Below are 21,476 nucleotides of genomic sequence, written 5' to 3'. Positions count from 1 at the left end.
TCCTTTTTTGATTTAAGATGCTGCCGATTGATCAGTATTATATTTTTCTTCTGATTTTGCGACAATCATTGCGCAAATTGCATCACCAGAAATGTTTACAGCTGTTCTAGACATATCTAGAATACGGTCAATACCGATAATTAAAGCGATACCCTCTACTGGTAGATTTACTTGATTTAAAACCATTGTAAGCATTACAAGTCCAACACCTGGCACACCAGCAGTACCGATACTAGCTAGTACAGCAGTTAATACGACCATAGCTAATTGCGGTAATGTAAGTTCAACACCGTATACTTGAGCGATAAATACAGTGGCTACCCCTTGCATAATGGCAGTACCATCCATATTAATAGTTGCCCCTAGTGGTTGTACAAATGAGCTTATCGCTTTTGGAACGCCAAGCTTATCTTGTGCTGTTTTCATTGCAAATGGAAGCGATGCATTAGAGCTAGATGTACTAAAGCCAATTGCCATTACTGGTCCGAAATGTTTAAAGAAACGAACAATACTTTCTTTTGCTAATACCTTTAATAAGCCACCATATACAAAGACCCCGTGAATAATGAGTACTAACATAACGACAATCATATACTTGAACATCGCAGCGACGCCTGCAAGCCCCATTTTACCAACGGATGAAGCGAGCAAACCGAATGTTCCAATTGGGGCTAATTTCATAACGAGATTAACAAGATACAGCATTAATTCGTTGCCCTGTTCAAGTAATGAATGGATACCTTGAACTCGTTTTCCTAAAATAGCTATACCGAGTCCAATCAATACGGCAAAGGCAATGATTTGTAACATGTTTCCGTCAGCCATCGCTTTTGCTGGGTTATCTGGTACGATATTTAGCAATGTGTCGACGAAAGATGTTTCAGTTTTTGCACCTTCATACTTAAGACCTTCTGTTTTAAAATTACCGCCAGCTCCTGGTTTTATAATAAGTGCAAATGTAACCGCTATAGAGATGGCAACCGCAGTTGTTACGAGAAAGAATGAAATTGATTTAAAACCGATTCTTCCAAGTTGTTTCGGATCTCCAAGGCCGGCAGCACCAAGTACGATAGAAATGAACACAACAGGAACAACTAGCATTTTAATAAGTCGAATAAATAATTGACCAATTGGGTTGAACACATATTGATTTAGTGGCTCAAAGATAGATGGAGCAGCTAAATTTAGAGTGAGTCCAACAACTAGACCTAGAAATAATGCGATTAAGATTGCTTTTGTTTGTTTCAATAAAATCCCCCCTTTTGTTTTTGCGAAATTTCTTTCTAAAGTAATTATACCGAAAAAATACCTAATTTGACAATATTTTCTGAATTTTTTGGTTTTTATTTAAGTGTAGATAGACTGATTTTGTGTTTGGAAAATAAAATAGACCATCACATAGGATGGTCTAGGGAAGGGGACAATTTATGTCAATTTAATTAGGGATGGAAGTTGCTTTAAGACACTGGGGAATGTCTTATAAATTAGGGAGGAACAACTTCGATACATATACTATAAAAGGTAGGTGTGACTCTCATGTGAACATAGGGTGAAAGAGAGAGGGAGTTTTAAATAAAAGATAGAAAGACAAAAAAAATAAGACCATCATTTATAAGATGGTCAAGGAAGGGGACAATTTATGTCAATTTAATTAGGGATGGAAGCTATTCAAAGACACTGGGGAATGTCTTATAAATTAGGGAGGAACAGCTTCGATACATATACTATAAAAGGTGGATGTGACCTCTATGTGAACATAGAGTGAAAGATATGGGGATTTGAAAAATAGTACATATGAAATTGTTATTGCTAACAATATTGAGTTAGGATATAGAGTTTTCCAGCATAAAATGAAAAGGAATCTGAATATAAATAAAAGTTGTAATCTATGAAAAAAAGGATTATGCTCAACTATATTATGAGAATATAAGGTTTGTCCCAATTATTTAAGGGCTTTTAAAAAGCTTTTTATTGTATGAGGGGAAAGCTTCACTTTAATAAGGGAGTTAGTGATATGGACGTAGCAAAAAAACAAGGGCTGTATAATCGTCTTATACGATTAAACCCACCACAAATATTAGCATTAGGCTTTTTCTGCTTAATTGTGGTTGGCGGTTTGTTGTTGAAATTACCATTCGCAACGAAAGCACATATTAGTTGGGTAGATGCTTTCTTTACAGCAACGTCAGCAGCGACCGTAACTGGTTTGGGAGTAGTGGATACAGCAAGTACATTTACGATATTTGGCGAAATTGTTATTATGTTTTTAATTCAAACAGGTGGTCTAGGTCTTATGACAATTGCCATTTTAATTGTTTGGGTACTAGGTAAAAAAATCGGATTACGCCATCGTTTATTAATTGGAGAAGCATTTAATCAAACAAATATAGGTGGTCTTGTAAAATTAGTAAAGCGTGTCTTTATATTTTCGATTTGTATTGAACTTATTGGGGTCATCTTTTTATCGTTTCGCTTTATTCCAGAGTTTGGTTTTGGAAAAGGTTTATACTATAGTATTTTTCATGTAATTGCATCTTATAATAATGCAGGATTTGCTTTATGGCCAGATAATTTAACAAGATATGTAGGGGATCCCATTATTAATATTGGGATTTGCTCTTTAATTGTAATCGGGGGACTCGGTTTTACCGTATTAATTGATATATGGTATAGTCGTAGTTTTCGAAAATTATCACTTCACTCAAAAATAATGATTATTGGAACAGTAGTGCTAAATGTTATAGCAATGATTGTAATTTTCGTATTGGAATATAATAATGTTGAGACGTTAGGGAATTTATCTTTAAATGAAAAACTATGGGCTTCCTTCTTTCAAGGTATTACCCCGCGGACAGCTGGATTCAATACGGTTGACTATGGAGGTATGGAAGAATCATCTATATTATTTACAATGATTTTAATGTTTATTGGTGCAGGAAGTGTATCAACAGGTGGAGGGATTAAATTAACAACGTTTGTTATCTTAATTACATCTGTCCTTTCTTTCTTTAGAAAAAAGGAGGAAATTGTTTTATTTCAGCGTACAATTAAAATGTCGACAGTAACGAGGGCCTTAGCGATTGCTGTTGCGAGTCAAATACTTATTTTTGCAGCGGTATTTATATTAATGCTTACAGAAAACTTCAGCTTTATTCAATTATTATTTGAGACAATATCAGCGTTTGGCACAGTCGGGTTAACGATGGGAATTACTGCAAAGCTATCGGCATTAGGAAAATGTATTATTATGTTTGTTATGTTTTGCGGATTAATTGGACCATTAACACTTGTGTTCTCTTTAGCACGACCAGCAAAACAAAAAATAAAATATCCATCGGAAGATGTGTTTACAGGATAAGGTATCCCCCGTTAAGCGAGATACCTTTTTCTTTTTTAGAACAGAGAGAACAGTAAACCAATTAGTGCTACTCGGAATAAAATTGCGATAAGTGCAGCAATCCCACCGACAACTGCAGCGATACCGCCAGTTACAGTAGCTCCGCGATTATAAGCGTAAATACCGAGTAAAACAGAAACAAGACCAAATAGTGTTGGGAATGTAAATAGCGATAAGATAGATAGCGCAAGAGCGATAAAACCAGCAGTTGATCCAGCGGCGGATGATTTTACAACATCTTTATCGTCTTTATCATCGTAATCATAATCAATGCGTTGTGGTGCAACCTCAGCGGCGTACTCTTCTTTATAGTCACTATAATCACTATCTATTCTATCTCTTCTTTTATAATCATCAAATTTCTCAGTCAAAGTCATGACTCCTTTCATAACAAGGTTCAATAGTAGTATGTATCTCTTTTTCTTTTTTATCCTGCTATTTGTGGGAGTCGAGCTACGTACACATCCCACTGATTAAAGTTTCACTATACCGGAGCATGTACAGGGAGTAGTATCTTATAAAAGGAGGAAAATGTTTTCTTGAAATAGGAAAAGTTAGTATGACTTCCTCTATTTTGGAAAGTATAAAAAGGAATAATGAGGAAAGGGTGCAATACATAATGGAACATCCAATTGAAAATTTAATGAAAACGGCAATGACAAATTTAAAAGAGATGGTAGATGTAAATACAATTGTTGGGAGCCCGGTCTCAACAGCTGACGGAAATGTAGTATTAACAGTATCTCAAGTGGCTTTTGGTTTTGGAGCTGGTGGAAGTGATTTTAAAGGGGATTTCATTACTGAAAAACATAACGGTGGGCAAAATCAGCATAAAGAGAACAAGCAAGGGCATCCATTTGGAGGAGGAAGCGGGGCTGGGGTTTCTATTAGCCCAGTTGCTTTTTTAGTAGTCGGTTCTAACGGTGTGCAAGTATTACACCTTAATAGTAGTACACATTTAATTGAAAAGGCTTTAAATACGGTACCAAGCACTGTAGATAAATTTGTGAATGGTCGTCGAAAGTGAACTTGCATTTTTTAGGAATTATGATATATTAGAAAAAGTGCGCTTTAGGATGATCGGAATAATTGAAATGTAAATATATATGATGTGTGGAATAAGGGAGAGGAATTTATGATTAATATCAAAAACTTAGTAGTTGGCTTATTTATGTTAGTAAGCGGCTTTGTTGTATATGTAATAAAAGAAAAAGCTCCATTCTAAAACAGACAAACCGTTACTGTCTGTTTTTAATTTGTGGAAAAAAGTTGACAAGTTATTGTATTGGTGTTAGAATTTTAGTTCGTGTCTCGGTTACAGCTAGTGTAAAGTAAATATCTCTTATGAATGCAATACGAAAAGTTTGCGAAAGATCGGGTAATTTTATCAACAACTTTTGTGAACAAACCCTATAAATTGTATTTGTAAGCTATATATGTATACTAGTGAATCAAGGAGCGGTCAGTGGAACCGTAATGATGAGAGAGAGGTAGGGCTTTCATCCAGTATATGTTACTTTCCCGTTAGGTGAATATAAAAAAGAGGACTCCTTTTAAAAGGAGTCCTCTTTCATTTTTTAAGTGCGACTTTCAACTTGTTGACAAATTTCATCCGTTGTTAAACCGTGAGCTGTAATGACTGATCCTTTAATTGATGCATCTGCAATGCCCATCACATTAGAATCTTGCCCAGTTACAACGCAACAATCACACCCTTGTGCATCCTGTTCTGAGTTAAGTGTAACAACTTCATGACCTTGTTGCTGAAGAGCTTGTTGAACGTCTGTTAATGAGTTTTCAACGCCAATTCTAGCCATAATTCTCACCTCCTACCATCTAATTGCTAGTATGCTCAAGTTCACTGCATATATTTATGAAAAGACGGTAGGAAGTAAATCTTTGTTTAGTCGTTATATACGCCAGTAAGCATTTGACTAACGAATTGATCGTTTAATGTATCTTGTGCAGAAGAAGTATTTGAATGGATGTCGATTGAAGCAATAAAATGATTATGTTCTTGCGTATTTGGTTCTACCTCTACGTAATTATCGAATTTACAAAAACCTTTCGTGTCCATTAGATCAAATAATTGCAGCATTTCTACTACCTCTTGTCTCGTTCCTTTAATTTGTACACACGCCATATTTATTTCCTCCTTCATTTTGACAAATTGTTTTTTAAAAATAGGATTATGATTACGAAATGAAAAATATGAATGTTATTTTTAGACAGCGCTATTTTTGTTATTTTCCCCCTTTTTCAGCAAAAGTCGTTATATATTCCCGGATTTATAAAATCGGACGTCCGTTTATTGAATACAATAGATTCGTATTAATTGATGAAAATCCTTCTTTTAAACAAATATTTTTTTAGTGAAAATTGGCGAAAAAAATTTTGAACTTTTTGTAAACGTTAACAATGTTGTTAAATCAATATAATTTAAGATGTACGTACGATTAAAGATTATAAATTTTCTAAAAATTCACTTGATTTATTTAAAAAGGAGAGTAAACTAGGAAACAATAAAAAATTCATAGAACATAGGAGGCGCTTCCAGTGAATGAGCAATGGATTTTCTTAAATGGAGAATCTGTTCCAAAAGATGAAGCAAAAGTTTCAGTATATGATCATGGCTATTTATATGGCGATGGAGTATTTGAAGGAATTAGAGTTTATAGCGGTAATGTTTTCCGTTTGAGAGAGCATCTTGTCCGGTTGTATGAATCAGCAAAATCAATCCTTTTAGAAATTCCATATTCATTAGATGAAGTAACAAATATTGTTGTTGAGACGATTCGACAAAATAAATTATCTAATGGATACATTCGCCTTGTTGTATCGAGAGGAGCAGGAAATCTTGGATTAGATCCCGATTCATGTAAGAAGCCGAATGTAGTAGTAATTGCAGAACAATTATCTTTATTCCCACAAGAATATTATGAGAAAGGGATTCCAGTTGTAACAGTTGCAACGCGCCGAAATCGTCCCGATGTTTTATCCCCTCAAGTAAAATCTTTAAATTACTTAAACAATATTTTAGTTCGTATTGAAGCGAAATTAGCTGGAGTACAAGAAGCACTTATGTTAAATGATCAAGGATATGTAGCTGAAGGATCAGGAGATAACGTGTTTATTGTAAAAGGAAATAAATTAATTACACCACCAAGTTCTGCTGGAGCGTTAGAAGGTATTACACGAAACGCTATTTTAGAAATCGGCGAAAAACTTGGGTATGACGTAAGAGAAGAGTTATTTACAAGACATGATGTATATGTAGCTGATGAAGTGTTTTTAACAGGAACAGCTGCTGAAGTTATTGCTGTTACGACAGTAGATGGTAGAACGATTGGCTTAGGGCAAACAGGTCCACATACGAACCGTTTATTAGAAGAGTTTCGTAAGTTAGTTGTAGAAGATGGAGAGAAAATTTACGAAGAAAATAAAGTTGGATAACAACTTTTTTAACATAAGAAAGCGTTGATAGGGAGGAGTAGTTGATTGTGAAGCCTCACAGAGAGTCGGTGGTTGCTGAAAACCGATGGTTCACGTCGACGAACATCGCCCTTGAGTGCTAAGCTAAAGCATTTGTCTAGGCTTAGACGGTAGCTCCGTTATTAGCTAGATCCATTTATGGATCACTGAGGCAAGAGTATTCTTGCAAAGAAGGGTGGTACCGCGAAATCTTTCGTCCCTTCAGCACATAGCTGGAGTGTGGACGTAGGATTTTTTTATTGTATAAAAGTTTGAAAAAGGGGGCTTATAAGAACAATGTCTTCAAAAACGGAAGAGAAACTGGCAACTGGTGCACAGCTATTGTTAGAAGCGCTAGAAAAGGAAGGCGTAGAAGTGATTTTCGGTTATCCGGGTGGTGCCGTTTTACCTCTCTATGATGCACTGTATGATTGTGAAATTCCGCATATTTTAACAAGGCATGAGCAAGGGGCTATTCACGCTGCTGAAGGATATGCCAGAATTACTGGTAATCCAGGGGTTGTCATTGCAACGAGTGGACCAGGTGCTACAAATGTTATTACTGGTCTAGCAGACGCGATGATTGATTCATTGCCACTTGTAGTATTTACAGGCCAAGTAGCAACGACGTTAATTGGAAGTGATGCTTTTCAAGAAGCTGATATTATGGGGCTTACGATGCCGGTGACAAAACATAACTATCAAGTGCGAAAGGCTTCAGATTTACCTCGAATTATTAAAGAAGCATTTCATATTGCTAGAACAGGAAGACCAGGACCAGTCGTTATTGACCTTCCGAAAGATATGGTAGTCGAGAAAGGTGAGCGATGTAGCAATGTACAAATGGATTTACCAGGATATAATCCAAATTATGAACCGAATCTACTTCAAATAAACAAATTACTACAAGCAATTGAAACCGCAAAAAAACCGTTAATTTTAGCTGGAGCAGGTATATTGCATGCGAAAGCTTCGAAAGAATTGACAAGTTTTGCACGTAAATATGAAATCCCTGTTGTGCATACATTACTTGGACTTGGTGGTTTTCCACCAGATGATGAGCTATTTCTAGGGATGGGGGGAATGCACGGTTCTTATACAGCTAATATGGCGTTATATGAATGCGACTTACTGATTAATATAGGTGCGAGATTTGACGATCGTCTTACTGGGAATTTAGCTTATTTTGCTAAAGGTGCGACTGTCGCACATATTGATATTGATCCAGCAGAAATCGGGAAAAATGTGCCAACAGAGATTCCTATTGTTGCAAGTGCTAAGCAGGCGTTAGAAGTATTGCTTCAATCAGAAGGAAAGAAAGAAAATCATCATGAATGGCTCTCTTTATTAAAGAGTAGAAAAGAAAAGTATCCATTCTCTTATAAACGAAATTCTGAAAGTATTAAACCTCAATACGCGATTGATATGCTATATGAAATCACGAAAGGAGAAGCGATTGTAACAACAGACGTTGGGCAACATCAAATGTGGGCAGCACAATACTATCCGTTGAAAAATCCAGATAAATGGGTAACTTCTGGAGGATTAGGGACGATGGGATTTGGATTTCCGGCAGCAATTGGTGCACAAATTGCAAAGCCAGATGAACTAGTCATTGCAATTGTCGGTGACGCTGGGTTTCAAATGACTCTGCAAGAATTAAGTGTATTAAAAGAACATTCTTTACCTGTTAAAGTATTTATTTTAAATAATGAAGCTTTAGGGATGGTAAGGCAATGGCAAGACGAATTTTATAATCAAAGATATTCACATTCTTTATTGCTATGCCAACCAGATTTCGTCGCTCTTGCGAATGCGTATGGTATAAAAGGTGTTCGTATTGATGATCCACTTCTTGCAAAGAAGCAAATCCAGCATGCGATCGAATTACAAGAACCAGTCGTAATTGATTGCCGTGTACTTCAATCTGAGAAAGTTATGCCGATGGTTGCGCCCGGGAAAGGTGTTCACCAAATGGAGGGAGTGGAAAAAAGGTGAAGAGAATTGTTACAGCGACAGTTCGTAATCAGAGCGGTGTGTTAAATAGAATTACAGGTGTTATGACCCGAAGACATTTTAATATTGAAAGTATTTCAGTGGGGCATACGGAATCATCGGATATTTCACGAATGACGATAGTTGTGCATGTGGAAAGTGAACAGCAAGTTGAGCAGTTAATTAAACAACTTCATAAGCAAATCGATGTTCTGAAAGTGTCAGATATTACAGAAGAAGCAATGATTGCTAGAGAGCTTGCTCTTATTAAAGTAGCAACTTCTGTAGCGAGGGCAGAATTATATAGTTTAATTGAACCGTTTCGAGCCGCTGTAATAGATGTTGGGAAGGATTCCATAGTTGTGCAAGTAACAGGTACGCAAGATAAAGTAGAAGCGTTAATTGAATTACTTCGTCCATACGGTTTGAAAGAAATTGCGAGAACAGGTGTAACAGCATTTACACGTAGTATGAAAAAACAGGATAAGCAAGTTATGTTAATTCAATAATCATTTAAATATAGGGGGAAATGAAAATGGCAAAAGTTTATTATGAGAAAGATGTAACAGTAAATGTATTAAAGGCAAAGAAAGTAGCAATCATCGGATATGGCTCGCAAGGTCATGCGCATGCGCAAAATTTACGAGATAACGGATTTGATGTAGTAGTAGGTTTAAGAAAAGGTAAGTCTTGGGATAAAGCGAATGAAGATGGGTTTTCTGTATATACAGTAGCAGAAGCAGCGGAAAAAGCTGATGTAGTAATGATTCTTCTACCTGATGAATTACAACCAGAAGTATATGAAGCTGAAATTGCACCAAATTTACAGGCCGGAAACTCTCTCGTGTTCGCACATGGATTTAATGTTCACTTTGATCAAGTAAAACCACCAGCTAATGTAGATGTATTTCTAGTAGCGCCAAAAGGACCGGGGCATCTCGTACGTCGTACGTTCGCCGAGGGCGGGGCTGTTCCTGCATTATTTGCCGTATATCAAGATGCAACAGGAGTTGCGACTGAAAAGGCACTTTCTTATGCTGATGGAATTGGAGCGACGAGAGCCGGTGTATTAGAAACGACGTTTAAAGAAGAAACAGAAACAGATTTATTTGGAGAGCAAGCTGTGCTTTGCGGCGGAGTAACTGCGCTAGTAAAAGCTGGATTTGAAACGTTAGTTGATGCTGGTTATCAACCGGAACTTGCATATTTTGAATGTTTACATGAACTAAAACTAATTGTCGACCTTATGTACGAAGGTGGACTTGAAAATATGAGATATTCAGTTTCAGATACAGCGCAGTGGGGAGACTTCGTATCAGGACCGCGCGTTGTGACTGAAGATACGAAGAAAGCGATGGGGACAGTATTAGCAGAAATTCAAGATGGTACATTTGCAAGAGGCTGGATTGCAGAGCATAAAGCAGGAAAACCAAATTTCCATGCGACAAATGAGAAAGAGAATGAACATGAAATCGAAGTAGTTGGACGTAAATTACGTGAAATGATGCCTTTCGTACAGCCGCGAGTAAAGGTAGGGATTAAATAATATGAAGCAGATTTTGTTCATGGATACAACGCTTCGTGATGGCGAACAATCACCAGGAGTAAATTTAAATGAACAAGAGAAGTTACAAATTGCTAGGCAATTAGAGAGGCTTGGTATTCATGTAATGGAAGCTGGATTCGCGGCAGCTTCCGAAGGTGACTTCCAATCGGTAAAACGCATCGCGAATACAATTCAAAATGCTACGGTTATGAGTTTAGCTAGAGCGAAAGAAAGTGACATTCGAAGAGCATATGAAGCTGTGAAAGGTGCTGTATCTCCTCGTCTACACGTATTTCTAGCTACGAGTGATATTCATATGAAATATAAACTTTGTATGTCAAAAGAAGATGTGTTAAATAGTATTCATCGTTCGGTTACGCTTGGAAAATCATTATTTCCGACAGTACAATTTTCTGCAGAAGATGCGACAAGAACATCGAGAGCATTTTTAGCTGAAGCAGTAGAAACTGCGATTCGCGCAGGAGCGAATGTAATTAATATTCCGGATACAGTTGGATATACGAATCCGGAAGAATATTATTCTCTTTTTAGATACTTACAAGAATCCGTTCCATCATATGAAAAAGCGATTTTTTCTTGTCATTGTCACGACGATCTTGGTATGGCAGTAGCAAATTCGTTAGCTGCGGTTGAAGGTGGAGCATTGCAAGTAGAAGGAACGATTAATGGCATTGGAGAAAGAGCAGGGAATGCAGCGTTAGAAGAAGTTGCGGTTGCTCTTCATATTAGAAAAGATTTTTATAAAGCAGAACCTTCGATGACTTTAAAAGAGATTAAGGCAACGAGTACATTAGTAAGCAGGTTAACGGGTATGGTTGTACCGAAAAATAAAGCAATCGTTGGAGCGAATGCATTTGCTCATGAATCAGGCATCCACCAAGATGGGGTTCTAAAAGAAGTAACAACTTATGAAATTATCGAACCAGCGCTTATAGGAGAATCTCAAAATCTCTTTGTACTTGGGAAACATTCTGGCCGTCATGCGTTTACGGAAAAAATGAAAGAGCTTGGTTATGAATTTACAAATGAAGAGCGAGATGCGGCATTCGAAGCATTTAAAAAATTGGCGGATCGTAAAAAGGAAATTACTGAGGAAGATTTACGCGCAATTATGCTTGGTGAAGCAGCATTTGCAGCCCAGCAATATAACATTACGCAATTACAAGTGCATTTCGTATCAAATAGTACACAATGCGCAACAGTTGTGCTGAAGGATGAGGAAGGAAATGTATATGAAGATGCAGCCACTGGTTCTGGTAGTATTGAAGCGATATACAATGCGATTCAAAGAATTTTAGGATTAGAATGTGAATTGGCAGATTATCGCATACAATCTATTACACAAGGTCAAGATGCACTTGCTCACGTTCATGTTGAATTAAAAGAAGGTAGTCACCAAATATCAGGTTTCGGAGTTGCGCAAGACGTATTGGAAGCGTCGGCGAGAGCTTATGTCCATGCAGCAGGGAAATTAAAATCTCTTATAGCGCTTGTGAAATAAATATTTGATAGGTGAGAGAAGCTTTCCTCACCTATCAAATCGAAGTTCTGAAAATTCAGTTAAAAGGAGTGTTAAAAATGGAAAAACGTATCGTTTGTTTAGCTGGTGATGGTGTTGGTCCAGAAGTTATGGAAAGTGCGAAGGAAGTATTGCATATGGTAGAAAGGCTATATGGACATCATTTTCATTTGCAAGATGAGTACTTTGGTGGTGTTGCTATCGATTTAACTGGGCAACCATTACCACAGCGAACACTTGCCGCCTGTTTAGCGAGTGATGCGGTTTTACTTGGAGCAGTAGGTGGACCAAGGTGGGATAGTGCGAAAGAAAGGCCTGAGAAAGGATTATTAGCATTAAGAAAAGGACTCGGTGTATTTGCGAATGTTCGCCCTGTAACGGTAGAAAGTGCAACTGCACATTTATCACCATTAAAAAATGCTGATGAAATTGATTTCGTTGTCGTTCGTGAATTAACAGGCGGAATTTATTTTTCTTATCCGAAAGAGCGAACGGAAGAAGTGGCGACAGATACACTTACGTATCATCGACATGAAATTGAACGTATCGTTTCGTATGCCTTTCAATTAGCAAATAAGCGGAAGAAAAAAGTAACATCTATTGATAAAGCGAATGTTTTAGAATCTAGTAAACTATGGAGAACTGTGACAGAAGAAGTAGCACTTCGTTACCCAAATGTGGAAGTAGAACACATTTTAGTAGATGCAGCGGCTATGGAATTAATTCGGAATCCAGGAAGATTTGATGTTATTGTAACGGAAAATTTATTTGGTGATATTTTAAGTGATGAGGCTTCAGTATTAGCTGGATCATTAGGAATGCTTCCATCAGCAAGTCACGCTGAAAAGGGGCCTTCATTATACGAGCCTATTCACGGATCAGCACCGGATATTGCGGGGAAAAATAAGGCAAATCCAATTGCGATGATGCGTTCTGTTGCAATGATGCTTGGGCAATCGTTCGGATTAACGAGAGAAGGATATGCAATTGAAGAAGCAGTTTCTGCAGTCCTTAAATCAGGAAAATGTACAGCAGATATCGGGGGGACTGAAACGACAACTTCATTTACAAAGGCAGTTATGCAAGAAATGGAAGAGCAAGCGTTAGTAGGGAGAGGAAAATAATGGGGAAAAGGTTACTAGATAAGCTTTGGGAAAGACATGTAGTTGCGACAAATGAAAATGGATTGGATTTATTATATATCGATCTACATCTTGTTCATGAAGTAACGTCACCGCAAGCCTTTGAAGGCTTGCGGCTTACAAATCGAACAGTCCGCAGACCAGATTTAACATTTGCAACAATGGATCATAATATTCCAACGAAAGATGTTTGGAATATTACCGATCGCATTGCGAAGCAGCAACTAGATACACTCCGGGAAAACTGTAAACAATTTCAGGTGCCATTAGCGGATATCGGAGATGAAGAGCAAGGGATCGTTCATGTTATAGGACCAGAACTTGGACTCACACAGCCAGGAAAAACGATTGTTTGTGGTGATAGTCATACAGCAACACACGGTGCTTTTGGCGCACTAGCGTTTGGTATTGGTACGAGTGAAGTGGAACATGTATTAGCAACGCAAACGTTATGGCAACGAAAGCCGAAAGCGATGGGCATTGAGTTAAAAGGAAAGTTACCGCAAGGTGTTTATGCGAAAGATATTATTTTACATCTCCTTTCAAAGTACGGAGTAGCAGTTGGAACAGGTTACGTAATGGAGTTTTACGGAGAGGCCATTCATGCTATGGATATGGAAGAGAGGATGACGCTTTGCAATATGGCAATTGAAGGGGGAGCAAAGGCTGGCATTATTGCACCAGATGAAAAAACGGTTGCTTACGTAAAAGGGCGTAAATATGCGCCGAAAGACTATGAATCTATTAAGGAAAAATGGTCAGAACTTTATACAGATTTAGATGCAGTTTATGATTTACATATTCTAGTAGATGTTACGGATTTAGCGCCGTACGTTACGTGGGGAACAAATCCTAGTATGGGTGTTCGGATTGATGAGAAATTGCCAGAAAAGCATGATGCAAATGACGAAAGAGCGTTTTCTTATATGGGGTTGAGTCCCGGACAAAGTACGTATGACATTCCAGTTCAACATGTTTTCATTGGATCTTGTACAAATTCTAGGCTTTCTGATTTAGAAATTGCTGCATCTGTCGTGAAAGGTAAAAAAGTAAAAGAAGGTGTGCGAGCACTTGTTGTACCTGGATCTCAAAGGGTAAGAGAAGCAGCGATGCATAAAGGATTACATCGCATATTTGAAGAAGCTGGATTTGAATGGAGAGAGCCCGGATGCTCAATGTGTCTAGGTATGAATCCAGATCAAGTGCCTGAAGGAGAACATTGTGCCTCTACGTCAAATCGCAATTTTGAAGGAAGACAAGGAAAGGGAGCACGAACGCATTTAGTTAGCCCGGCAATGGCGGCAGCGGCTGCGTTACATGGTCATTTTGTTGATATTAGAAAGGAGAGTTATGATGGAGCCATTTCGTATTCATAAAGGTACTGCCGCAGTACTGATGAATGATAACATTGATACAGATCAAATTATTCCGAAGCAATATTTAAAGAGAATTGAAAGAACTGGGTTTGGGAAGTTTTTATTTGATGAGTGGCGATATGATAATAATCGCCAAGAAAACCCTAATTTCCCGCTTAATGCGCAAGAAAGAAAAGGAGCCAGCATATTAATCACAGGTGATAATTTTGGATGTGGCTCGTCTAGAGAACATGCTCCATGGGCGCTTGCTGATTATGGTTTCCGCGTTATTATCGCTGGAGGATTTGCCGATATCTTTTATATGAATTGTATGAAGAATGGCATGTTACCGATTGTAATGGACAAAGATATGCGTGAACAACTTGCAAAAACAGATGCGAGGGAACAAATCACAGTTGATTTAGAAAATGAAATAATTATAACGAATATGCACAGATTTCATTTTACAATCGAGAAAATGTGGAAAGAGAAGTTATTGAATGGTTTAGATGAAATTAGTATTACAATGCAATATGAACAAGAAATAAAAGAGTATGAAAGAAAAGTGGCTTTATATTTAAAAAAGTGACGGAATATTAAAAATGTATTTACATTCAAAATTAACTGTTATATACTATGTGAAAATCAGAGGAGAAAGGGAGTAAGTATTATGAATACAATAAAATCTATTACAATGCTTACACAACTACATCATCATACATGAAACCCTTGAACCTAGCGTGAAAACGTGTAGGTACAAGGGGTATTCCCGTTGTACCTACACTCTACTGAAGAGCCTTGTAGGTATTTTGTCTACAAGGCTCTTTTTATTTTCGGCTTAGGTGAATGAAATAGGCATACATTAGAAGGGGAAAGGTGTGAAAATTCAGATGACAAAATGGAAACGGGCAAACCCGAATGGAACGAGAGATTATTTATTCGAAGAATGTACGTTAATTGAAGAAGTGGAGCAAAAATTAAGGCTTACTTTTTTAGAGAGAGGTTATGAGGAAATAAGAACACCTACAATTGAATTTTATGATGTTTTTGCATTTCAAAATAGACCGATAGATGAAGAGAAGATGTATAAATTTTTTGATGAAAAGGGAAGGATTATCGTTTTACGTCCAGATATGACAATTCCTTTAGCAAGAGTGATTGGAACACAGAGATGGGATACGCCACTTAAAGTGACGTATAGCGGGAATGTATTTCGAGCGAATGAATCCCATTCTGGAAAATATAATGAAATCGTACAAAGTGGTATTGAAGTTATCGGGATTGATAATGTAAGAGCTGAAATTGAATGTGTAATAAGTGTCATTCAAGCACTTCAAAAGTTGAAGGTGCAATCTTTTACAATTGAGATTGGGCAAGTACAGTTATATAAATGTATTGTAAAAAAACTCTCCATCCATGATGAAGAAGAAAGGGTACTTAGAACGTATATAGAAAGTAAAAATTATGCTGCCCTCTCAAATTTTATCGGAGAAAAGAAATTAGATCGATGCGATGAGACAGTAAGATTACTTGAGAAATTACCAAGGCTATTTGGAAATTTAGAAGTTATTGAGGAGGCAGAAAAGCTTGCTTCAAGTAATGAAATGAAAATGGCAATTGCAAGAGTAAAAGAAATGTATGAAACAATTGAAACGTTAGGATATGGTTCTTACATATCAATTGATTTGGGCATGATTCAACACTTAGATTACTATACGGGTGTTATTTTCAAAGGATATATATATGAAATTGGAGAAGAAATCGTTAGTGGCGGAAGATACGATGAGCTAATTGGGAATTTTGGAGAAATGCTGCCAGCTGTTGGACTCGCGGTACAAGTAAATCAAATTGTGAAGGCGCTGCAAGAGCAGCAAGAACCATATGAACGAAATCAAATTGATATTGTGATTCATTATGAGTTAAATAGATTAGCGGAAGCAGAAAGGTTACGAAATTTACTTCGAAAGGATGGGAAGAATGCTTGGTTATCTCTATTCTCTAATCTAAGCGATACCTTTCAATTTGCAAGGAAAAATAAAATAGGAACGGTCGTTGAGGCAAAGAATGAATATTTAGTGGAATATGTATGGAATGAGAAATGGGTAGTCCAGAAAGAAGGAGAGGCTTCATGCGTAACATTCAAATTGCGTTAACGAAAGGAAGATTAGAAAAACATGTCATTTCACTTTTTGAGCAGATTGGAATTGATTGTTTTGAGCTCAAAAATAAAGGTCGGAAGCTTGTATTTCAAAGTAAAAATACAAATGTTTCATTTATTTTAGTAAAAGCGGTTGATGTTGCTACTTATGTAGAACATGGGGTAGCTGATATTGGGATCGTTGGAAAAGATATTTTAATGGAAAACGAGAAAGATATTTATGAAATGCTGGATTTAGGAGTGGGGATTTGTAAGTTTTGTGTTGCTTCTATTCCTACGTATAATCCGAAGAGTTACCGGAAGAAAAGAATTGCTACGAAATACCCACATATTACTTCTACTTATTTTCATGATAAGGGAGAGGATGTAGAAATTATTAAAATAGAAGGTTCTGTAGAAATCGCTCCTCTTCTTGGATTGGCAGATGCGATTGTAGATATTGTTGAAACAGGAAAAACATTACAAGAGAATGGACTTATTGTATTTGAGGAAATGCACTCTATATCGGCTCGGATGATTGTAAATAAGGCAGCCTTAAAAACTAAAAAAGACGAAATATTCAGTATTATAAATATGATGGAGCAAGAAATCTTATCAGGGAAATAGGAGGACTTAAAATGAAAATCATTTATGAAGACTTTAAGGAGGCATTATCTAAAGTAAAAGTGCTAAGAGAAAACGCTAATATAATAGAAGAAACTGTTCAAAGAAGTGTAAGAGAAATCATTAGAAATGTAAGGGAAGGGAAAGATGAAGCTTTATCTTTCTATACAAAAAAGTTTGATGGTATAGAGATGAAAGATTTTCGTGTAAGTGAAGAAGAAATACAGCAAGCGAGTATGTTTGTAGAGAATTCATTTTTAGAAGCTTTAAAAGAGGCGAAGAAAAACATTGTTTCGTATCACGAGAAGCAAAAGAAGCACTCAATATTCGATTGTGAAAGTAAAGGGATAATTAGAGGGCAACTCATTCGGCCGTTAGAAAATGTAGGTGTATATGTACCGGGTGGGACAGCCTCATATCCTTCTTCAGTATTAATGAATGTATTGCCGGCGAAACTCGCAGGTGTGAAAAAGATTGTAATGGTAACACCGCCGAGGAAAGGAGGAATTGATCCGCATATATTAGCTGCTGCAAATCTTGCGGGAGTAGATGAAATTTATACGATAGGTGGCGCGCAAGCAATTGCTGCTTTAGCATACGGGACGGAATCGATTCCGAAAGTGGATAAAATAGTTGGACCGGGAAATTTGTATGTCGCTCTAGCGAAGCGAGAAGTATACGGAATAGTAAATATCGATATGATTGCTGGTCCATCAGAAATTGTAGTTGTCGCGGATGAAACAGGTAATGCAAAATATATCGCAGCGGATTTATTATCGCAAGCAGAGCATGACGAGAGGGCGACGGCGATTTGTATTACAACGAATATGGAACTAGCTAAAGAAGTAGAAAAAGAGATAGAAAGACAGTTAGAAACGTTACCAAGAAGTGAAATTGCACGTGAATCGATAAATAGAAATGGAGCCATCTTTATCGTTCCTTCTTTAGAGGAGGCACTAAAGTTATCAAATGAAATTGCTCCAGAACATTTAGAGTTACATATAAAAGAACCGATGAATGCTCTAGGTTATGTGAAACATGCAGGCTCTATTTTCCTTGGGCCATATGCACCTGAACCGCTCGGGGATTATTTAGCGGGACCGAATCATGTATTACCAACGAGCGGAACGGCAAGATTTTTTTCTCCGTTATCAGTCGATGATTTCGTGAAAAAATCAAGTTTTATTTCTTATACGGAGGAAGCATTAAAAAATGTACAGCATCATATTGCAGAGCTTGCAAATAAAGAAGGGTTACATGCACATGCGAGAGCAATCCAAATAAGGTTTGAGGAGGAAAAATAATGCGTCAGTCCAGTCAAGTACGTCAGACGACAGAAACAAAAATTAAATTAAGTTTGCAGCTTGATGAAAGTACAAATGTATCTATTCAAACGGGGGTTGGTTTTTTCGATCATATGATTACTTTATTTGCTAGACATGGAAGATTTGGATTGCAAGTTGAAGCAGAAGGTGATGTATTTGTCGATGCACATCACACCGTTGAAGATGTTGGAATTGTACTCGGAAATTGCTTGAAAGAAGCATTGCAAAATAAAGAGGGAATTAATCGTTACGGTTCTGCGTATGTACCGATGGATGAATCTTTAGGATTTGTCGCAATTGATATAAGTGGACGCTCATATTGTGTATTTCAAGGGGAATTAACAAATCCGAAGCTCGGGGATTTTGATACAGAATTGACGGAAGAATTTTTTAGAGCAGTTGCACATGCTGCCAATATTACATTACATGCGCGCGTTCTATATGGAAGTAATACACATCACAAAATTGAAGCATTATTTAAAGCTTTTGGTAGAGCACTTAGAGAAGCGGTCGAAAAAAATGCCAACATTACTGGTGTAAATTCAACGAAAGGGATGTTGTAATTGATTGCCATTATAGATTATGGAATGGGGAATATTCGCAGTGTAGAGCAAGCATTAAAATATATTGGGGCAGAGTACATTGTAACGAGTGATAAAGAAGAGATATTGAGAAGCGATGGCGTGATTTTACCGGGAGTAGGTGCATTTCCGAAAGCGATGGACGTATTAGAAGAAAGAGATTTAGTGTGTGTATTAAAAGAAGTTTGTGACATAGGAAAACCAATCCTCGGTATATGTTTGGGCATGCAACTTTTATTTGAACGAAGTGAGGAACTAAAAGATTGTAGCGGGCTAGGTTTACTACCAGGGGAAATTCGTAAGTTAAAAGTTTCGTATAAAATTCCTCATATGGGATGGAATGAATTAAGGAAGGAAAGAGAATTTCCGCTTTGGAATGGATTAGTGGATGGTTCTTTCGTGTATTATGTTCACTCATATTACGCGGATTGTCCAGATGAAATTGTATGCGGAGTAAGTGATTATGGAATGCAAGTACCAGGGTTTGTAGCGAAAGGAAATGTATTTGGTGCACAGTTTCATCCAGAAAAAAGTGGCGAAATTGGCATGCAAATATTAAAAAATTTTCAAGGGGTGGTAGAAACATGGAAATCTTCCCAGCTATCGATTTAAAAGAAGGACGATGCGTTAGACTTTATCAAGGAGAGTTTAGTAAAGAAACGGTGATGAATGAAGATCCGGTAGCGCAGGCAATCATATTTGAAAAGCTTGGAGCGGAAATACTACACATTGTTGATTTAGACGGTGCAATTGCTGGCGAGTCGTTAAATTTGCCCGTCATTGAAAAAATCTGCAAGGCGGTACGTATTCCTGTGCAAGTGGGAGGAGGAATTCGTTCACTTGTAGCGGTGGAGGAGTTATTGTCAGTAGGTGTAGAAAAAGTGATTTTAGGAACAGCAGCTCTTTATGATAAGTCATTTTTAGAGGAAGCAGTTCGTCTATATAAAGAGAAAATTATTGTTGGAATTGATGCGAAAAATGGTTTCGTAGCAACGAGAGGTTGGCTTGATCTGTCTGAAATTTCTTATATTAGTTTAGCGAAACAAATGGAAAGTTTAGGTGTTCAAACGATTGTGTTTACAGACATTTCGAAAGACGGGACGCTTGCAGGGCCAAATTTTGAACAATTGGTGTTACTTCAAAAAAGTGTGGGCATTCGTCTCATTGCCTCTGGAGGAGTGGCATCTATTCAAGATGTGAAAAAGTTAAATGATATGAATATATATGGTGTCATAATTGGAAAGGCGCTTTACGAGAAAACGATTGATTTAGAAGAAGTGTTACAGGTAACGAAGTTATGTTAGCGAAACGAATTATTCCATGTCTAGATGTGAAAGAAGGGCGAGTCGTAAAGGGTGTAAATTTTATAGGATTACAAGATGTCGGTGATCCGGTTGAAATAGCTGAAGCATATAACGAGGCAGGGGCAGATGAAATCGTATTTTTAGATATTACAGCGACTCATGAAGGAAGAAAAACGATTATAGATGTTGTAGAAAAAACAGCAGCTAAAGTATTTATTCCTCTTACGGTTGGCGGGGGGATTTCAAGTGTGAAAGATATGTACAATTTACTAAGAGCTGGAGCAGACAAAGTTTCAATAAACTCAGCGGCAGTGCGAAACCCGAAGCTAATAGAAGAAGGGGCAGAACACTTTGGATCACAATGTATTGTCGTGGCAATTGATGCTAGAAAAGTTGCAGAAGGTAAATGGAACGTATACGTCAACGGCGGAAGAGTTGACACAGGAATGGATGCCATAGAATGGGCGAAGCGTGTTGTTAAACTCGGGGCAGGTGAAATTTTGTTAACGAGTATGGATGCAGATGGAACGAAAAGCGGATATGACCTTCGTTTAACAGAAGAAATTTCAAAAAGTGTTTCCATTCCAGTCATCGCATCAGGAGGCTGTGGTCATACGGATCACATTATAGAAGTTTTTCAAAAGACAACAGTTGATGCAGCGTTAGCGGCATCCATCTTTCATTATGGTGAGGCGACAGTGCAGAGTGTAAAGCGAAAATTAAGAGATGCAAATGTTGAGGTGCGATTATGAAACCTAATTTTTCAAAAGGATTAATACCGGCAATTGTCGTCGAAGAAGGTACGAAAGAAGTTTTAATGCTAGCTTATATGAATGAAGAAGCATATGAAAAAACGTTAGAGACGAAAAGAACATGGTTTTACTCTCGTTCGAGGCAGTCGTTATGGAATAAGGGAGAAACATCAGGGAATGTTCAATATGTGCAATCTCTATACTTAGATTGTGATCAAGATTCAATTGTTGTGAATGTGAAACAAGTAGGACCTGCTTGTCATACGGGGGAGAAGACATGTTTTCACTATCAAATTATATAGGGGGA

General features: G+C 37.4%; 23 protein-coding genes and 1 other annotated feature. Of the genes, 19 read left to right on the top strand and 4 right to left on the bottom strand.

What is annotated here, in order from left to right:
• Positions 1-12 precede the first annotated feature (12 nt).
• Positions 13-1,248 (bottom strand): dicarboxylate/amino acid:cation symporter, encoded by a 1,236-nt coding sequence (locus tag C4S65_RS05150; RefSeq protein ID WP_103945159.1) that lies wholly within the window; start codon positions 1,246-1,248, stop codon positions 13-15.
• A 766-nt stretch (positions 1,249-2,014) separates the two neighbouring features.
• Between C4S65_RS05150 and C4S65_RS05145 the strand changes: the two genes are divergently transcribed.
• Positions 2,015-3,358, top strand: a complete 1,344-nt coding sequence (locus C4S65_RS05145; protein WP_086406007.1) for a TrkH family potassium uptake protein — start codon at positions 2,015-2,017, stop codon at positions 3,356-3,358.
• 35 nt (positions 3,359-3,393) lie between these two features.
• Here C4S65_RS05145 and C4S65_RS05140 read toward each other — a convergent pair whose 3' ends face one another.
• Positions 3,394-3,768, bottom strand: a complete 375-nt coding sequence (locus C4S65_RS05140; protein WP_000136546.1) for a hypothetical protein — start codon at positions 3,766-3,768, stop codon at positions 3,394-3,396.
• Between the two features lie 188 nt (positions 3,769-3,956).
• Between C4S65_RS05140 and ytfJ the strand changes: the two genes are divergently transcribed.
• Both ytfJ and C4S65_RS05130 read left to right on the top strand, forming a co-directional pair.
• Complete coding sequence (gene ytfJ, locus C4S65_RS05135) at positions 3,957-4,424, top strand: GerW family sporulation protein (protein WP_042972355.1); 468 nt, start codon at positions 3,957-3,959, stop codon at positions 4,422-4,424.
• Between the two features lie 108 nt (positions 4,425-4,532).
• A complete protein-coding gene (locus tag C4S65_RS05130) occupies positions 4,533-4,622 on the top strand; it encodes a hypothetical protein (RefSeq protein WP_000608227.1) in 90 nt (29 codons plus the stop codon).
• Positions 4,623-4,974: 352 nt separating this feature from the next.
• On the opposite strand, the gene C4S65_RS05120 is transcribed toward C4S65_RS05130, so the two are convergent.
• Positions 4,975-5,214 carry a YkuS family protein gene (locus tag C4S65_RS05120; protein WP_000101021.1) on the bottom strand — a complete coding sequence of 80 codons (240 nt, stop codon included), beginning with the start codon at positions 5,212-5,214 and terminating at the stop codon, positions 4,975-4,977.
• Between the two features lie 86 nt (positions 5,215-5,300).
• On the bottom strand, positions 5,301-5,540 hold the full coding sequence (locus C4S65_RS05115) for a DUF3911 family protein (RefSeq protein ID WP_000752514.1): 240 nt from the start codon (positions 5,538-5,540) through the stop codon (positions 5,301-5,303).
• Between the two features lie 413 nt (positions 5,541-5,953).
• Here C4S65_RS05115 and ilvE point away from each other — a divergent pair, with 413 nt between their 5' ends.
• The 16 genes from ilvE to hisI all read left to right on the top strand — a co-directional run bounded on the left by ilvE (position 5,954) and on the right by hisI (position 21,471).
• Complete coding sequence (ilvE, locus tag C4S65_RS05105) at positions 5,954-6,850, top strand: branched-chain-amino-acid transaminase (protein WP_103945158.1); 897 nt, start codon at positions 5,954-5,956, stop codon at positions 6,848-6,850.
• A 15-nt stretch (positions 6,851-6,865) separates the two neighbouring features.
• Positions 6,866-7,093 (top strand) — a binding site (T-box leader).
• A gap of 72 nt (positions 7,094-7,165) precedes the next feature.
• Positions 7,166-8,866, top strand: coding sequence for an acetolactate synthase large subunit (ilvB, locus tag C4S65_RS05100; protein WP_000095840.1), 1,701 nt, complete (start codon positions 7,166-7,168; stop codon positions 8,864-8,866).
• On the top strand, positions 8,863-9,372 hold the full coding sequence (gene ilvN, locus C4S65_RS05095) for an acetolactate synthase small subunit (protein WP_000822952.1): 510 nt from the start codon (positions 8,863-8,865) through the stop codon (positions 9,370-9,372). The genes ilvB and ilvN overlap by 4 nt, the downstream gene beginning before the upstream one ends.
• A gap of 26 nt (positions 9,373-9,398) precedes the next feature.
• On the top strand, positions 9,399-10,409 hold the full coding sequence (gene ilvC / locus C4S65_RS05090; RefSeq protein WP_001151716.1) for a ketol-acid reductoisomerase: 1,011 nt from the start codon (positions 9,399-9,401) through the stop codon (positions 10,407-10,409).
• 1 nt (position 10,410) lies between these two features.
• Positions 10,411-11,931 carry a 2-isopropylmalate synthase gene (leuA, locus tag C4S65_RS05085; RefSeq protein ID WP_042972357.1) on the top strand — a complete coding sequence of 507 codons (1,521 nt, stop codon included), beginning with the start codon at positions 10,411-10,413 and terminating at the stop codon, positions 11,929-11,931.
• A 77-nt stretch (positions 11,932-12,008) separates the two neighbouring features.
• The gene (leuB, locus tag C4S65_RS05080; RefSeq protein ID WP_000415385.1) at positions 12,009-13,073 is read left to right on the top strand and encodes a 3-isopropylmalate dehydrogenase; all 1,065 of its coding nucleotides are present in this window, start codon (positions 12,009-12,011) and stop codon (positions 13,071-13,073) included.
• Complete coding sequence (gene leuC / locus C4S65_RS05075; RefSeq protein WP_000518099.1) at positions 13,073-14,467, top strand: 3-isopropylmalate dehydratase large subunit; 1,395 nt, start codon at positions 13,073-13,075, stop codon at positions 14,465-14,467. The genes leuB and leuC overlap by 1 nt, the downstream gene beginning before the upstream one ends.
• Positions 14,445-15,035, top strand: a complete 591-nt coding sequence (leuD, locus tag C4S65_RS05070) for a 3-isopropylmalate dehydratase small subunit (RefSeq protein ID WP_061666725.1) — start codon at positions 14,445-14,447, stop codon at positions 15,033-15,035. Before leuC ends, leuD begins: the two co-directional genes overlap by 23 nt.
• Positions 15,036-15,336: 301 nt before the next feature.
• Positions 15,337-16,599 carry an ATP phosphoribosyltransferase regulatory subunit gene (locus C4S65_RS05065; RefSeq protein ID WP_000170292.1) on the top strand — a complete coding sequence of 421 codons (1,263 nt, stop codon included), beginning with the start codon at positions 15,337-15,339 and terminating at the stop codon, positions 16,597-16,599.
• Positions 16,575-17,210, top strand: coding sequence for an ATP phosphoribosyltransferase (gene hisG / locus C4S65_RS05060; RefSeq protein ID WP_001244496.1), 636 nt, complete (start codon positions 16,575-16,577; stop codon positions 17,208-17,210). Before C4S65_RS05065 ends, hisG begins: the two co-directional genes overlap by 25 nt.
• Positions 17,211-17,221: 11 nt before the next feature.
• Positions 17,222-18,511: a histidinol dehydrogenase gene (gene hisD / locus C4S65_RS05055; protein WP_000692517.1), complete on the top strand. Its 1,290-nt coding sequence runs from the start codon at positions 17,222-17,224 to the stop codon at positions 18,509-18,511.
• The gene (hisB, locus tag C4S65_RS05050) at positions 18,511-19,095 is read left to right on the top strand and encodes an imidazoleglycerol-phosphate dehydratase HisB (protein WP_001249963.1); all 585 of its coding nucleotides are present in this window, start codon (positions 18,511-18,513) and stop codon (positions 19,093-19,095) included. Before hisD ends, hisB begins: the two co-directional genes overlap by 1 nt.
• The gene (gene hisH / locus C4S65_RS05045) at positions 19,096-19,725 is read left to right on the top strand and encodes an imidazole glycerol phosphate synthase subunit HisH (RefSeq protein WP_000560352.1); all 630 of its coding nucleotides are present in this window, start codon (positions 19,096-19,098) and stop codon (positions 19,723-19,725) included.
• Complete coding sequence (gene hisA / locus C4S65_RS05040; RefSeq protein WP_086790438.1) at positions 19,698-20,417, top strand: 1-(5-phosphoribosyl)-5-[(5-phosphoribosylamino)methylideneamino]imidazole-4-carboxamide isomerase; 720 nt, start codon at positions 19,698-19,700, stop codon at positions 20,415-20,417. The genes hisH and hisA overlap by 28 nt, the downstream gene beginning before the upstream one ends.
• Positions 20,411-21,169, top strand: a complete 759-nt coding sequence (hisF, locus tag C4S65_RS05035) for an imidazoleglycerol phosphate synthase cyclase subunit (protein WP_000880109.1) — start codon at positions 20,411-20,413, stop codon at positions 21,167-21,169. The genes hisA and hisF overlap by 7 nt, the downstream gene beginning before the upstream one ends.
• Positions 21,166-21,471, top strand: coding sequence for a phosphoribosyl-AMP cyclohydrolase (hisI, locus tag C4S65_RS05030; RefSeq protein WP_000803966.1), 306 nt, complete (start codon positions 21,166-21,168; stop codon positions 21,469-21,471). The genes hisF and hisI overlap by 4 nt, the downstream gene beginning before the upstream one ends.
• The last annotated feature ends 5 nt before the right edge of the window (positions 21,472-21,476 follow it).

It is taken from the genome of Bacillus sp. ok061 (assembly GCF_900108285.1).
Classification (GTDB): Bacteria; Bacillota; Bacilli; order Bacillales; family Bacillaceae_G; genus Bacillus_A; species Bacillus_A thuringiensis_S.
This window is presented reverse-complemented; position numbering and strand designations above follow the sequence as displayed.

Excerpts from the sequence above, each read along its gene's own strand:
- leuA (WP_042972357.1), top strand. The coding sequence starts at position 10,411 with ATGAAGCAGATTTTGTTCATGGATACAACGCTTCGTGATGGCGAACAA.
- hisB (WP_001249963.1), top strand. The coding sequence starts at position 18,511 with ATGCGTCAGTCCAGTCAAGTACGTCAGACGACAGAAACAAAAATTAAA.
- hisF (WP_000880109.1), top strand. The coding sequence starts at position 20,411 with ATGTTAGCGAAACGAATTATTCCATGTCTAGATGTGAAAGAAGGGCGA.
- leuD (WP_061666725.1), top strand. The coding sequence starts at position 14,445 with ATGGAGCCATTTCGTATTCATAAAGGTACTGCCGCAGTACTGATGAAT.
- C4S65_RS05115 (WP_000752514.1), bottom strand. The coding sequence starts at position 5,540 with ATGGCGTGTGTACAAATTAAAGGAACGAGACAAGAGGTAGTAGAAATG.
- ilvB (WP_000095840.1), top strand. The coding sequence starts at position 7,166 with ATGTCTTCAAAAACGGAAGAGAAACTGGCAACTGGTGCACAGCTATTG.
- hisG (WP_001244496.1), top strand. The coding sequence starts at position 16,575 with ATGCGTAACATTCAAATTGCGTTAACGAAAGGAAGATTAGAAAAACAT.
- leuC (WP_000518099.1), top strand. The coding sequence starts at position 13,073 with ATGGGGAAAAGGTTACTAGATAAGCTTTGGGAAAGACATGTAGTTGCG.
- hisA (WP_086790438.1), top strand. The coding sequence starts at position 19,698 with ATGGAAATCTTCCCAGCTATCGATTTAAAAGAAGGACGATGCGTTAGA.
- hisD (WP_000692517.1), top strand. The coding sequence starts at position 17,222 with ATGAAAATCATTTATGAAGACTTTAAGGAGGCATTATCTAAAGTAAAA.
- ilvC (WP_001151716.1), top strand. The coding sequence starts at position 9,399 with ATGGCAAAAGTTTATTATGAGAAAGATGTAACAGTAAATGTATTAAAG.
- leuB (WP_000415385.1), top strand. The coding sequence starts at position 12,009 with ATGGAAAAACGTATCGTTTGTTTAGCTGGTGATGGTGTTGGTCCAGAA.
- C4S65_RS05065 (WP_000170292.1), top strand. The coding sequence starts at position 15,337 with ATGACAAAATGGAAACGGGCAAACCCGAATGGAACGAGAGATTATTTA.
- ytfJ (WP_042972355.1), top strand. The coding sequence starts at position 3,957 with ATGACTTCCTCTATTTTGGAAAGTATAAAAAGGAATAATGAGGAAAGG.
- C4S65_RS05120 (WP_000101021.1), bottom strand. The coding sequence starts at position 5,214 with ATGGCTAGAATTGGCGTTGAAAACTCATTAACAGACGTTCAACAAGCT.
- C4S65_RS05130 (WP_000608227.1), top strand. The coding sequence starts at position 4,533 with ATGATTAATATCAAAAACTTAGTAGTTGGCTTATTTATGTTAGTAAGC.
- C4S65_RS05145 (WP_086406007.1), top strand. The coding sequence starts at position 2,015 with ATGGACGTAGCAAAAAAACAAGGGCTGTATAATCGTCTTATACGATTA.
- hisI (WP_000803966.1), top strand. The coding sequence starts at position 21,166 with ATGAAACCTAATTTTTCAAAAGGATTAATACCGGCAATTGTCGTCGAA.